9 protein-coding genes are annotated in these 13727 nt (G+C 65.0%); 7 read left to right on the top strand and 2 right to left on the bottom strand.

Translation table 11 applies throughout. The features are described 5' to 3' along the window. Positions 1-382 precede the first annotated feature (382 nt). The 7 genes from L867_RS25715 (at position 383) to clpB (ending at position 11036) form a co-directional block, all read left to right on the top strand. A complete protein-coding gene (locus tag L867_RS25715) occupies positions 383-1171 on the top strand; it encodes an SH3 domain-containing protein (RefSeq protein WP_084638626.1) in 789 nt (262 codons plus the stop codon). 262 nt (positions 1172-1433) lie between these two features. Then, positions 1434-2708, top strand: a complete 1275-nt coding sequence (locus L867_RS0118470) for an aspartate kinase (RefSeq protein WP_028738248.1) — start codon at positions 1434-1436, stop codon at positions 2706-2708. Between the two features lie 89 nt (positions 2709-2797). Next, positions 2798-5065 carry a phosphoenolpyruvate--protein phosphotransferase gene (ptsP, locus tag L867_RS0118465; RefSeq protein WP_028738247.1) on the top strand — a complete coding sequence of 756 codons (2268 nt, stop codon included), beginning with the start codon at positions 2798-2800 and terminating at the stop codon, positions 5063-5065. Between the two features lie 23 nt (positions 5066-5088). After that, on the top strand, positions 5089-6168 hold the full coding sequence (prfA, locus tag L867_RS0118460) for a peptide chain release factor 1 (RefSeq protein ID WP_028738246.1): 1080 nt from the start codon (positions 5089-5091) through the stop codon (positions 6166-6168). After that, complete coding sequence (gene prmC / locus L867_RS0118455) at positions 6165-7034, top strand: peptide chain release factor N(5)-glutamine methyltransferase (protein WP_028738245.1); 870 nt, start codon at positions 6165-6167, stop codon at positions 7032-7034. The genes prfA and prmC overlap by 4 nt, the downstream gene beginning before the upstream one ends. A gap of 332 nt (positions 7035-7366) precedes the next feature. Next, entirely contained in the window at positions 7367-8119 is a 753-nt protein-coding gene (locus L867_RS0118450) for a DUF4167 domain-containing protein (protein ID WP_028738244.1), read from the top strand. 313 nt (positions 8120-8432) lie between these two features. Next, positions 8433-11036, top strand: a complete 2604-nt coding sequence (clpB, locus tag L867_RS0118445; protein ID WP_028738243.1) for an ATP-dependent chaperone ClpB — start codon at positions 8433-8435, stop codon at positions 11034-11036. A 140-nt stretch (positions 11037-11176) separates the two neighbouring features. Here clpB and L867_RS0118440 read toward each other — a convergent pair whose 3' ends face one another. Together L867_RS0118440 and L867_RS27840 are read right to left on the bottom strand one after the other, a co-directional pair. Further along, positions 11177-13126, bottom strand: coding sequence for a M23 family metallopeptidase (locus tag L867_RS0118440; RefSeq protein ID WP_028738242.1), 1950 nt, complete (start codon positions 13124-13126; stop codon positions 11177-11179). 408 nt (positions 13127-13534) lie between these two features. Then, the coding region (locus L867_RS27840; protein ID WP_210163652.1) for a hypothetical protein at positions 13535-13727 on the bottom strand (193 nt) is incomplete at its 5' end.

The raw sequence follows: 13727 nt of genomic DNA, 5'->3' as shown, positions 1-13727 counted from the left end.
GAAAACAGTGACACGCAGGGCGCCCCGTTTCGATGATTTTTGCCACCCAGTTCCTTGTCCCTCTACAGCATCGAAACCGACGCCTTGGGTGCCGCACAGGCACGTCCCTTTTCAGGGAGGGGGACCGACTTAGGGCAGCCTGCGACATCCTCCCGCGTTTCAGAAGGACCCTTCGCAGCACCGTCCCCGCCTCGCCGGCAACGCTATCCGGTGTATCCGTGGCAGGGCAGGACAAGTATCGCATGGCTGCAGAGCGCGGGGAAAACGAGGGACGCATGAAAATCGTCGCGACGGAACAATTTGCATGAACCGAACGTTCATGGGCGGTTCATTCGCAGAGGCGTAGACAAAGCGCACAACGGAATACCGAGGAGATATCTCTATGAAAAAGCTCAGGATATTCGCCCTGAGCGCGGCGTTTGTCGCCGTGCTTCCAGGCCTTGCAGCCGCGGCGAACGCCTATTCGACGGCCAATGTGAACATGCGTTCCGGCCCGAGCACGCAGTATCCACCGGTGCTCGTCATCCCCGCCGGCGTGCGTGTCGACATCCAGGGCTGCATGCGGGCGGCCAACTGGTGCGACGTGGCCTATGCCGGCTATCGCGGCTGGGTGTCCGGCCGTTACCTGCAGACGACCTATTCGCAGCGCCAGGTCTATGTCGATCCGGAATACTACCGCCCGCTCGGCATCCCGACGATCACGTTTTCGATCGGCAGCTACTGGGACCGCCACTACCGCGACCGCGATTTCTACCGGGATCGCGACAGCTGGCGGGACGGATATTATCGTCCGCGGCCGCAGCCCGATGACGAGTGGCGCCGCCCTCCCGTGCGCGACAACGTTGACGACTGGCGCCGTCCGCCGTCCGAGCCGAGCTGGCGCGATCGTGACCGGGAGCGCGAAATCCAATTGCGCCGGGAGCGCGAGCGGGAACTCGAGCTGCGCCGTGACCGGGATCGCGAGCGGGAAATCCGCCGGGCCCGTGACCGCGAGCAGGAGCTGGAAATCCGCCGCCCACCGGCGCCGCGCGATCCGGAAGTGCGCCGTCCGCCGCGTCGCGAAGATCGCGAGCAGTTTCGCCCCGGTTCGGTTGATTCCGATCGCGATCGCAATCCGCTCCGCCGGTTGCCCGTGTGCCCCGAGGGCCGGGAATGCCCGCCGCCGCGCTGAGCCGGGGGTGACGTCAGAAGAGCGAACGGCGGCTGTAAGGCCGCCGTTCTTGCGTCCGGCTATTTGCGTCGGGCCCGCTGCCGATGCGCGCACAAGCGGTGATGGCTGCCGCGCGCCGCTCCCCGAAAGGCCATGCCGCCGCGCCCATTGAACTTGCCCGCCGTTTTCGATATGAGACCGCAACTTCGCCCGGTCAGATGTTTTCGGGCGGTTCTCAAAAAGGACGCCGGCGGGCGTCCATCAGCGTGACGGTATCGAAGGCATGGCTCGCATCGTGATGAAATTCGGCGGAACCTCCGTCGCCAATCTCGAACGCATCTACAATGTTGCCCGGCATGTCAAACGCGAGGTCGATGCGGGCCACGAGGTGGCTGTCGTCGTCTCGGCCATGTCCGGCAAGACCAATGAGCTGGTCGACTGGGTGCAGACCATGCCGAAGGTGGCCGGCGCGGATTCGCCGTTTTATGACGCGCGCGAATATGACGCGATCGTTGCCTCGGGCGAACAGGTGACCTCCGGGCTTCTCGCCATCGCGCTGCAGTCGATGGGCATCAATGCCCGCTCCTGGCAGGGCTGGCAGATCGCCATCAAGACGGACAATGCGCATGGGGCGGCCCGCATCCAGGAAATCGACGGCGCCGACATCATCCGCCGCATGGGCGAGGGCCAGGTGGCTGTCGTCGCCGGCTTCCAGGGCATCGGCCCGGACAACCGCATCGCCACGCTCGGCCGCGGCGGCTCCGACACTTCGGCCGTGGCGATCGCCGCCGGCATCAAGGCCGACCGCTGCGACATCTACACCGACGTCGACGGCGTCTACACGACCGACCCGCGCATCGAGCCGAAGGCGCGGCGGCTGAAGAAGATCGCCTTCGAGGAAATGCTGGAAATGGCCTCGCTCGGCGCCAAGGTGCTGCAGGTGCGCTCGGTGGAGCTTGCCATGGTCCACAAGGTGCGCACCTTCGTGCGCTCGAGCTTCGAAGATCCCGATGCACCGGGCATGGGCGATCTGTTGAACCCGCCCGGTACGTTGATTTGCGATGAGGAAGAGATCGTGGAACAGGAAGTAGTCACCGGTATTGCCTATGCCAAGGATGAAGCGCAGATCTCGCTGCGTCGGCTCGCCGACCGGCCGGGCGTTTCCGCGGCGATCTTCGGGCCGCTGGCCGAGGCACATATCAATGTCGACATGATCGTCCAGAACATCTCGGAAGACGGCACCCGCACCGACATGACGTTTACCGTTCCGTCGGGCGACGTCGACAAGGCGCTTTCCGTGCTCGGCGACAACAAGGACAAGATCGGCTACGACGTCGTGCAGAGCGAAAAGGGCCTGGTGAAGGTCTCGGTCATCGGCATCGGCATGCGCAGCCATGCCGGCGTCGCTGCCACGGCCTTCAAGGCGCTCGCCGAGAAGGGCATCAACATCAAGGCGATCACCACCTCGGAAATCAAGATTTCGATCCTGATCGACGGGCCTTATGCCGAACTCGCCGTTCGGACTTTGCATTCCTGCTACGGCCTCGATAAGAATTGATTCTCTAAAGCGGAATTCGCCCTCCTCGTCGTTTGTGACACGGGCGGCGAGGCCGCCCGACCCAATGACGACTTCGGGAGAATGCACGCATGAGAGACCTTTCCGCGGGTCCGCGCGTCCTCCTCAAGCGGTTGCGCGAATTGATGGCGGAGCCGCTCGAGCCACAGGAGCGCCTTGACCAGATCGTTCGCCAGATCGCGAGCAACATGGTCGCGGAAGTGTGCTCGGCCTACGTGCTGCGCGCCGACGGCGTGCTCGAACTCTACGCCACCGAAGGCCTCAACAAGGATGCCGTCCACCTCGCCCAGCTGAAGATGGGCCAGGGCCTGGTCGGCACCATCGCGGCCTCCGCCCAGCCGCTCAACCTCTCCGACGCCCAGGCGCACCCGGCCTTCCGCTACCTGCCGGAAACGGGCGAGGAAATCTATCATTCCTTCCTCGGCGTGCCGATCCTGCGCGCCGGTCGCAGTTTGGGCGTTCTCGTCGTGCAGAACAAGGCGCAGCGCAACTATCGGGAGGACGAGCTTGAAGCGCTCGAAACCACCGCCATGGTGCTGGCCGAGATGATTGCGACCGGCGAACTGAAGAAGATCACCCGTCCCGGTCTCGAACTCGACCTGACGCGGGCGGTGTCGATCGACGGCGACGGATACAATGAAGGCATCGGGCTCGGTTATGTCGTGCTGCACGAGCCGCGCATCGTCGTCACCAACCTGCTGAACGAAGACACCGAGACGGAAATCCGCCGGCTTGCCGACGCGCTCGGTTCGCTGCGCATTTCGATCGACGACATGCTGTCGCGGCGTGAAGTGTCGATGGAGGGCGAGCACCGCGACGTGCTCGAGACCTACCGGATGTTTGCCCACGACCAGGGCTGGGTCCGGCGCATGGAAGAGGCGATCCACAACGGGCTTACTGCGGAAGCCGCGGTCGAGAAGGTTCAGAGCGACACCAAGGCGCGCATGATCCGCCTGACGGATCCCTATCTGCGCGAGCGGATGCATGATTTCGACGACCTGGCCAACCGCCTGCTGCGCCAGCTGACCGGCTTTTCGCCGCACAGCCAGACCGAGGGCTTTCCGGCCGACGCGATCGTCTTTGCCCGCGCCATGGGGGCGGCCGAGCTGCTCGATTATCCGCGCGCCAACCTGCGCGGTCTGGTGCTGGAAGAAGGCGCGGTGACCAGCCATGTGGTGATCGTGGCGCGCGCCATGGGCATTGCCGTGGTCGGCCAGGCGACCGGTGCCGTGGCGCTCGCCGAAAACGGCGATCCGGTGATCATCGACGGAGACGACGGCAAGGTGCATGTCCGCCCGGTGGCCGACCTGCAGAAGGCCTATGAGGAAAAGGTCAAGCTCCGGGCCCGCCGGCAGGAACAGTTCCGCGCGCTGCGCGACGTCGAGCCGATCACCAAGGACGGCAAGCGCATCACCCTGCAGATGAATGCCGGCCTGCTGGTCGATCTGCCGCAGCTTGCCGAATCGGGCGCCGAGGGTATCGGCCTGTTCCGCACCGAACTGCAGTTCATGATCTCCTCGACCATGCCCAAGGGTGAGGAGCAGGAGAGCTTCTACCGCAGCGTGCTTCGCCAGTCCGGCGGGCGCCCGGTGACCTTCCGCACGCTCGACATTGGCGGCGACAAGGTGGTCTCCTATTTCCGCGGTCATGAAGAGGAAAACCCGGCTCTCGGCTGGCGGGCGATCCGCCTGTCGCTCGACCGGCCCGGCCTGTTGCGCACCCAGCTGCGTGCGCTGCTGAAGGCGGCCGCCGGCGCGGAACTCAAGATGATGCTGCCGATGGTAACCGAGGTCGGCGAAATCCGGGCGGTGCGCGAGCTGATGCAGAAGGAGGTCCAGCACCTCTCGAAGTTCGGCCATCCGCTGCCGAAGAAGCTGCAGTTCGGCGCCATGCTGGAAGTGCCGGCGCTGATGTGGCAGCTCGACGAGCTGATGCAGGAGGTCGACTTCGTTTCCGTCGGTTCCAACGACCTTTTCCAGTTCACCATGGCGGTCGATCGCGGCAATGCGCGCGTTTCCGATCGTTTCGACGTGCTGGGCCGGCCGTTCCTCAGGATCCTGCGCGATATCGTCAGGGCTGCCGATCGGCACGAGACATCGGTGACGCTGTGTGGCGAGATGGCCGGCAAGCCGCTCCCTGCCATGGCGCTGCTCGGCATCGGCTTCCGCTCGATCTCGATGTCGCCGACCTCGATCGGTCCGGTCAAGGCGATGCTGCTGGGGCTCGACGTGGAGCAGCTCAGCCGGGAGCTCAACGCGGCGCTGGACGATCATCATTCGCACCTGCCGCTCCGGGACATCCTGGTCGGCTTTGCCGAAGACAACAATATTCCCCTCTGACCGAATCTTATGTGGAGTAAAGGGTGGCGAAGCTTCCTGTCGAGAAAATGCGTGAACTCGAACGCCGGTTTGGCGAGATAGAGGCACGCATGTCGGCGGGGCCGGCGGCCGACGTCTATGTCAAGCTGGCCTCGGAATATTCCGAGCTGCAGCCGGTGGTGAAGAAGATCCGCGAATACGAGGCGGCGATCGCCGAGCTGGCGGGCCTGAAGGCGCTCCTGTCCGACAAGGGCACCGACCGCGAGATGCGCGACCTGGCCGAGATGGAGATGCCGGAGGTCGAGGCGCGTATCGAGGGCCTGGAAAAGGACATGCAGATCCTGCTCCTGCCGAAGGACGCCGCCGACGAGAAAAGCGCGATCCTGGAAATCCGCGCCGGTACCGGCGGATCGGAAGCGGCCCTTTTCGCCGGCGACCTGTTCCGCATGTACGAGCGCTTCGCCTCGACCAAGGGCTGGAAGGTCGAGGTTCTGTCGGCCAGCGAAGGGGAGGCCGGCGGCTACAAGGAAATCATCGCGACGATTTCCGGGCGCGGCGTGTTCTCCAAGCTCAAGTTCGAATCCGGCGTGCACCGCGTGCAGCGCGTGCCGGAAACCGAGGCGAGCGGCCGCATCCACACCTCGGCTGCCACCGTCGCCGTGCTGCCGGAGGCCGAGGAGATCGACATCGAGGTGCGCGCGGAAGACATCCGCATCGACACCATGCGTTCGTCGGGCGCCGGCGGCCAGCACGTCAACACCACCGACTCGGCGGTGCGCATCACCCATCTGCCGACCGGGCTGGTCGTCACCTCGTCGGAAAAATCGCAGCACCAGAACCGCGCCAAGGCGATGCAGGTGCTGCGCTCCAGGCTCTACGACATGGAGCGGCAGCGCACCGACAGCGAACGTTCGGCCGACCGCAAGAGCCAGGTAGGCTCGGGCGACCGCTCCGAGCGCATCCGCACCTACAACTTCCCGCAGGGCCGCGTTACCGATCACCGCATCAACCTGACGCTCTACAAGCTGGACCGGATGATGGAGGGCGACATCGACGAGATGGTCGATGCGCTGATCGCCGACTACCAGGCGGGCCAGCTCGCCCAGCTCGGCGAGCAGACGTGAGCGGGGCCCTAACGCTCGGTGCGGTCGTCGCCGAGACGCGGGCAGCGCTTCATGATGCGGGCTTTGCCGATGCGGCGATCGAGACGCGGATCCTGCTCGGCGGCCTGCTTGGGCTGTCCACCACCGAAGTGTTCACCCAGGCCGACCGGCCGGTGACGGAGAGCGAGCGCGCGAAGATTGCCGATGCCGTGGCGCGGAGGCTGAGACACGAACCCGTGCACCGCATTCTCGGCCACCGCGAATTCCACGGGCTCGATCTCACGCTGTCGCCGGATACGCTGGAGCCGCGGCCCGATACCGAAATCCTCGTCGACACGGTTCTCCCGCACCTGCAGCGCATCGTGGCGGAAAAGGGCAGCGCCCGGATCCTCGACCTGGGCACGGGGACCGGGGCGATCGCGCTCGCCTTGCTGAAGGAATGCCCGAAGGCGCAGGCGCTTGGCAGCGATATTTCGCCGGGAGCCCTCAAAACCGCGGCCGCCAATGCCCATCTCAATGGCGTGGCCGACAGATTCGACACGCGCGAAAGCGCCTGGTTCGCAGCGATCGAAGAGCGCTTCGACATCATCGTGTCAAATCCGCCCTATATACCCACAGAAGTGGTCGATGCTCTGGCGCCCGACGTTCGCGATTACGACCCCCGCGCGGCGCTCGACGGCGGCGAGGGCGGCCTTGTCGCCTATCGCGCGATCGCGGAAAATGCAGCGCAACATCTGCTTGCAGAGGGGCTGGTGGGAGTCGAAATCGGCTATGACCAGAGACAAAGCGTCACGCAACTCTTTGAACACAGTGGTTTTTCTCTTCTCGAGCAGCATCGCGACTATGGCGGCAATGATCGGGTCCTGTTGTTCAGATTTGCCGGCTAGTCTGCGATTTGCTGCGTATGCTCAGGATATTCGGGCTGTTGAAAGAAAAGGCTTGGTTTTCCCAATGAAGCGTAATAGTTTGCGGGCACGCAACGGGCAGCAGGGAATGAACGAGATTCGTTCGGGTCTGGGTTTGCCGCGATTTAGGCTCGTGACTGGGCTTCACGGGACGAGCAAACCCCGGTGCGTAACTCAGTAAACTTGACTATCACCAGCGGCACGAAAGCGATGGCGCAGTATGCCCGCGGCGCGCACAGCCTTGGTCCGGTCCAAACCAGAACCAACAGCGTTGCCATCTATCAGCACAACAGAAGAATTCAGGTGAAGTATCGATGAGGCCAGGACAGCAGAACAAGCGTGGTCGCGGGCGTAACAGTGGCGGCGGCGGTGGTGGTGGCGGTAATAGCGGTAATTTCAACCGCAAGGGTGCCAACCCGCTGACGCGGACGTATGACAGCTCCGGCCCCGACGTGAAGATCCGCGGCACGGCCCAGCATATCGCCGAGAAATATACGACCCTGGCCCGTGACGCACAGAGCGCCGGCGACCGGGTCATGGCGGAAAACTACCTGCAGCACGCCGAGCACTACAACCGCATCATCGCGGCCGCCCAGGCGCAGATGCAGGAACGCTTCCAGCGCGACGATCGTGACGAGCGCGACGACCGCGACGAGCGGGACGACCGCAACGATTACAACGACCGCGATGGCGACGACATGGACGGCATGGACGAGCCGACGGTCGGTGCCCAGGCTGCCCAGCCGCAGCAACAGCAGCGGCCGCAACCGCGGCCCCAGCCGCAACCGCAGCAGCAACCGCAGCGGCCCCAGGCTCAGCCGCGGCCGCGCCGCGAAGTCGAGATCGCTGGTTCCGGTCCCCAGCCGGTGCTGGAGGAGATGCCCGCCGAAGCCGTTGTCGCTGCCGCCGAAAGCGCTGCCGACGGTTCGGGCGAGCGCCTGCCACGCCGTCGCAATGCCGCGGGTCGCCCGCGTCGCCAGCCGCGCCGCGCTGCCGGCGAAGAGGGTGCGGAAGGCGGCGAAGCCGCTGCCGATGCGCCGGAACCGGTGCTTGCCCCTTCCGAGTGATCGGAAAAGGCGACCATTCGTCAAAGACCCCTTCTTCCTTCCGGAAGGAGGGGTTTTCTGCTTTCAGGGGACGGGAATACGGGCGGTGATCGCCCTCCGTTCCGGCGTGTGGGTTCATGCCCGACCCCCGCTGGTCTTGCCGTTCGTCAATCCCTGAACTTTTGCCCCAAATCGCTCTTTAAACAGCGAAAATCCGTCCCCATATCTCGGTTAGAGGGACGGCGACGTCCCACGGGGTTCGCCTTGTCAGGGGGCCCCATCTCAACCGCCGCGCTGTGCCGAACGGGCAGGGCGGCTACCGGAGACAGGCACGATGAACATCGAAAAATATTCCGAGCGCGTCCGCGGCTTTCTGCAATCCGCCCAGACCCATGCGCTGTCCGAAGGGCACCAGCAATTCACCCCCGAGCATGTGCTGAAGGTCCTGCTCGACGACGATCAGGGCATGGCCTCGTCGCTGATTTCGCGCGCCGGCGGCGACGCGAAGGAAGCGCGCATCGCCAATGACGCTGCACTCGCCAAGCTGCCCAAGGTGTCCGGCGGCGGCGGCCAGGTCTACCTGTCGCAGCCGCTCGCCAAGGTCTTCACCACAGCCGAAGACGCGGCCAAGAAGGCCGGCGACAGCTTCGTCACCGTCGAACGCCTGCTGCTGGCGCTGGCGATCGAGACCTCGGCCTCGACCTCTGCGACGCTGAAGAAGGCCGGCGTGACAGCGCAGGCGCTGAACCAGGTGATCAACGAGGTGCGCAAGGGCCGCACGGCCGACGGCGCCAATGCCGAAGCGGGTTTCGACGCGCTGAAGAAATATGCCCGCGACCTGACGGCGGAAGCCCGCGAGGGCAAGCTCGATCCGGTGATCGGCCGTGACGACGAAATCCGCCGCACGATCCAGGTTCTGTCGCGTCGCACCAAGAACAATCCGGTGCTGATCGGCGAGCCGGGCGTCGGCAAGACGGCGATCGCCGAAGGCCTGGCGCTCCGCATCGTCAATGGCGACGTGCCGGAAAGCCTGAAAGACAAGAAGCTGATGGCGCTCGACATGGGCTCGCTCATCGCCGGCGCCAAGTATCGCGGCGAGTTCGAGGAGCGGCTGAAGGCGGTTCTCAGCGAAGTGCAGTCGGAAAGCGGCGAGATCATCCTGTTCATCGACGAGATGCACACGCTGGTCGGCGCCGGCAAGGCCGACGGCGCGATGGATGCGTCCAACCTGTTGAAGCCGGCGCTTGCCCGCGGCGAGCTGCACTGCGTCGGCGCGACCACGCTCGACGAATACCGCAAGCATGTCGAGAAGGACGCGGCCCTTGCCCGCCGGTTCCAGCCGGTCATGGTCAACGAGCCGAATGTCGAGGACACGATCTCGATCCTGCGCGGCCTCAAGGAAAAATACGAGCAGCATCACAAGGTGCGGATCTCCGACTCGGCGCTGGTCGCGGCTGCCACCCTGTCGAACCGCTACATCACCGACCGCTTCCTGCCCGACAAGGCGATCGACCTGATGGACGAGGCCGCCTCGCGGTTGCGCATGCAGGTGGATTCGAAGCCCGAGGAGCTGGACGAGCTCGATCGCCGCATCATGCAGCTGAAGATCGAGCGCGAGGCGCTGAAGAAGGAAACCGACGTGTCTTCGGCCGACCGGCTGAAGCGGCTTGAATCCGAACTCGCCTCGCTCGAGGAGGAGGCCGATGCGCTGACCGCCCGCTGGCAGGCGGAAAAGCAGAAGCTCGGCCTTGCCGCCGACCTGAAGAAGCAGCTCGACGAGGCCCGCAACGAACTGGCGATCGCCCAGCGCAAGGGCGAATTCCAGCGCGCAGGCGAGCTTGCCTATGGCGAGATCCCGAAGCTCGAGAAGCAGCTGGTCGAGGCGGAAGCCCAGGACGGCAATGCCCGCGATTCCATGGTGCAGGAGGTCGTCACCCCCGACAACATCGCCCATGTCGTGTCGCGCTGGACCGGCATTCCGGTCGACAAGATGCTTGAAGGCGAACGCGACAAGTTGCTGCGCATGGAAGACGAACTGGCGAAGTCGGTGGTCGGCCAGGGCGACGCCGTGCAGGCGGTCTCGCGTGCGGTTCGCCGTTCGCGCGCCGGCCTGCAGGACCCGAACCGGCCGATCGGCTCGTTCATCTTCCTCGGCCCCACCGGCGTCGGCAAGACCGAGCTCACCAAGACGCTCGCCCGCTTCCTGTTCGACGACGAGAGCGCGCTGGTGCGCATCGACATGTCGGAATACATGGAGAAGCATTCGGTCGCCCGCCTGATCGGCGCGCCTCCGGGCTATGTCGGCTATGAGGAGGGCGGTTCGCTGACCGAATCCGTGCGCCGCAAGCCGTATCAGGTCGTGCTGTTCGACGAGATCGAGAAGGCCCATCCGGACGTCTTCAACGTGCTGTTGCAGGTGCTCGACGATGGCCGCCTGACCGACGGCCAGGGCCGGACCGTGGACTTCAAGAACACGATCATCATCATGACCTCGAATCTCGGCGCCGAATACCTCACCGGTCTTCGCGACGACCAGGACAGCGAGGCGGTGCGCGACCAGGTGATGGACGTGGTCAAGGCGTCGTTCCGGCCGGAATTCCTCAACCGCGTCGACGAGATCATCCTGTTCCACCGGCTGCGCCGGGCGGAAATGGGCACGATCGTCGACATCCAGCTGAAGCGGCTGGTCGCGCTGCTCGCCGAGCGCAAGATCACCATCGACCTTCGGCCGGATGCACGTGAATGGCTGGCCGACAAGGGCTACGACCCGGTCTATGGCGCCCGGCCGCTGAAGCGGGTGATCCAGAAGTTCGTCCAGGACCCGATGGCCGAACAGATCCTGTCGGGGACGATCCCGGACGGATCGACCGTCACCGTCAGCGCCGGTTCCGACCGCCTGCTGTTTGCTACGGAGCGCACGGTCAGCGAAGCGGCCTGATCCGGGCGACCAAAGGCCGAGAAAAGACAAAGGCGGTCCCCATGGGGCCGCCTTTTTTCCTGTCGACTTCGAGGGGCAAGATCGGAGACGGCGTTTCCTTCGCCGCGGGCGGTCGCGCTGGCCCGCCTCCGCTGCCGGCGTCAGTTGCTGGCGACTTCGGCCGGCTTGCCGCCGGTCAGCAGGGCGTCGATGCGCTGGCGCTCCGCCTCGAACTTGGCCAGCGTTTCGCCCTCCAGCGACTTGCCGCCGGGCAGGCGGACGCGCAAGGGATCGACCTTGGTGCCGTTGACGATCAGCTCGTAGTGCAGGTGCGGACCGGTGGACAGGCCCGTATTGCCGACATAGCCGATCACCTGGCCCTGGCGCACCTTGGCGCCCTCCGTCACGCCCTTGGCGATGGCGCTCTGGTGGTTGTAGGAGGTGACATAGCCGTTGGCATGGCGGATCAGCGTCTGGTTGCCGTAGCCGCCGCTGTCCCAGCCGGCCTTTTCCACCGTGCCGTTGCCCGAGGCGATGATCGGGGTTCCGCGGGGGGCGGCCCAGTCGGTGCCGGTATGCATGCGGGTATAACCGAGGATCGGGTGGCGGCGCATGCCGAAGCCGCCCTTGAAGATGCCGTTCGGCACCGGATTGCGCAGCAGGAACTGGCGGATCGACTTGCCGTTCTCGTCGAAATAGTCGACCGAATTGTCGTCCGGGTTCTGGAAGCGGTAGAAGGTCGTCACCGTGTCGCCGAAGCGGGCGCGCACATAGAGCAGTTCGCTCTCGTCGGTCGCCTGGCCGGCCTCGTCCTCGACCGAGAAGAAGGCTTCGAGCGTGTCGGTCGGCTTCAGCTGCGCCTGGAAGTCGACATTGGCGGCGAGCAGCTTCACGACCAGTGCCGTCATGTCGCGGTTCATGCCGTAGGAGAGGGCGGCGCGGTAGATGCCGTCATAGACGCGCGGCAGGTCGCGGGCCGAGCTCGGCACCTGCGGCGCACTGTCGTCGAAGGCGCCGGCGACCGCATCGAGCCGCGGCGGCTCTTCGCCCTTGATGAGGCGGCCGGCATCGTTGACCGCGAGCGTCACCACGTGGCCACCCTGGCGATAGAGGCTGAGGCGCACGACGCGTGCCTCCTCGCCGCGCTGGATGATACCGATGCGCAGCACGTCGCCCTCGGACAGGTCGGGCGAACCGGCATGGGGCACGAGCGCGCGGGCCATGTCGCCGGCCTTTGATTTCGGGTAGCCGGCGGCCACCAGCACGGCCTCGATCGGCTGCGGGCGACGAACGGGAAGCACGTCGTCGGCATATTCCGGCGTCTCGGGCGTCATGATCTGCGGTTCGGCGACGCTCATGTTCTGCTCGACGACCCGGGCGGCGAGCCCGGCGCCGATATCGACGCCCGCATCGCTGTCGAAGCGCTGCGGGTCGATATAGTAGAGGGCGGCGACCTGGGTCGCGCCGTCGGTCAGCACCGAGCCGTTGGTGCGGACATTCTCCTCGACCTCGTCGAAGGACATGGCGCCGGCATAGGGCCGGGTATTGCCCGAAACCGGGAAAGGCGTGGTCTTCAGGCTGACCTCGGATTCGACGTCCGAACCATAGATCGTACCCGTGCGCACGGCGGCGGGCGCGACCTTCTCGTCGGCGGCGAAGATCGCCAGCGGATCGAAGGCCGGGTAATTGTCCTGGGTCTTGTAGTTGGCCGCAAGCCGCATCTTGACATGGGCAAACGGCTGGCGGCGCACCACCTCGCGTTCGCCGTCATGGGTGACGGTCGAGACCTCGAGGATCGCCTTGTCGACCGGGCGTGCGGCGATCTTCGGGCCGAGCAGCCGGCCGCCGCGCATCACTTCCTCGGCGTCCTCACCGTCGCGGGCCGCATCGCCCGTCGCCGCATAGGCCTCGGCGGGGATCGCCAGCTGCTGGCGGCCGTCGAGCGCGGCAAACAGCGCCACGCCCATCAGGATGCAGGAGGTGATGCCGGTCAGGAAGGTGCCGGACAGCCAGCGCAGCGAGATCTCGCGCCGGTCGGGCGCGCGGTGACCGTCCGCCAGGATCGGCGGTTCGGTTCCCAGTGATCGCAACATGGTGCGGTCCGTCATCATGCGTCCGGCATCCGTTCTTCCCATAGGCCCTTAGTCCGTCATGCGTGCGGGCGCGTCATCATCTGCATGTTTCCGCCCCGCCCGTCAATTCGACGGCGGCTGGCCGGCCCGCGCCGAAGCGCAGCACCCGCGGATCGCGTCCTGTAAAGCAGGCAATTGTGAAGATCCCGGGACTGAAGCATGGCGGAGGCGGGGCTGCGGGCGTCGTTCCTCACGCCGCGTGAGGGGATTTCCTGGCGGGGGAATGTCTCGACATTGAATATCCATTACATAACAACGGCTTGCATGATTTTTCGGATTTTTTGTTTTGGTGCTGTTGACTTGGGATATTGGGTCGAACTATAACCCGCTCACTGAACGAGGGCGGCGGCGCTGCTGGCGACGAAGTCTTTCGTTCTAAGGAAACCTCTAGAAATTGGCTGAGATGCTGATGGATTGCCGGACCGGATGGTTTGGTGTTGAGTTTTTGTGACGGCTGATTGTCGTCTGTTTTTTGACAATTGAAGATGAGAAGAAAGAGAAACGTGGACGGCGGCGTCGCGGGAAGAGCTTTAGGGCTTTTCTACGAATGATACGCAGACGGTCACGTTTTGATATGAGA

It is taken from the genome of Paenirhizobium selenitireducens ATCC BAA-1503, assembly GCF_000518785.1.
Classification (GTDB): domain Bacteria; phylum Pseudomonadota; class Alphaproteobacteria; order Rhizobiales; family Rhizobiaceae; genus Allorhizobium; species Allorhizobium selenitireducens.
This window is presented reverse-complemented; position numbering and strand designations above follow the sequence as displayed.

What these genes read in the sequence shown, in the direction of transcription:
- L867_RS25715 (WP_084638626.1), top strand. Translation starts at nt 383, where the DNA reads ATGAAAAAGCTCAGGATATTCGCCCTGAGCGCGGCGTTTGTCGCCGTG.
- L867_RS0118470 (WP_028738248.1), top strand. Translation starts at nt 1,434, where the DNA reads ATGGCTCGCATCGTGATGAAATTCGGCGGAACCTCCGTCGCCAATCTC.
- ptsP (WP_028738247.1), top strand. Translation starts at nt 2,798, where the DNA reads ATGAGAGACCTTTCCGCGGGTCCGCGCGTCCTCCTCAAGCGGTTGCGC.
- L867_RS0118450 (WP_028738244.1), top strand. Translation starts at nt 7,367, where the DNA reads ATGAGGCCAGGACAGCAGAACAAGCGTGGTCGCGGGCGTAACAGTGGC.
- clpB (WP_028738243.1), top strand. Translation starts at nt 8,433, where the DNA reads ATGAACATCGAAAAATATTCCGAGCGCGTCCGCGGCTTTCTGCAATCC.
- L867_RS0118440 (WP_028738242.1), bottom strand. Translation starts at nt 13,126, where the DNA reads ATGATGACGGACCGCACCATGTTGCGATCACTGGGAACCGAACCGCCG.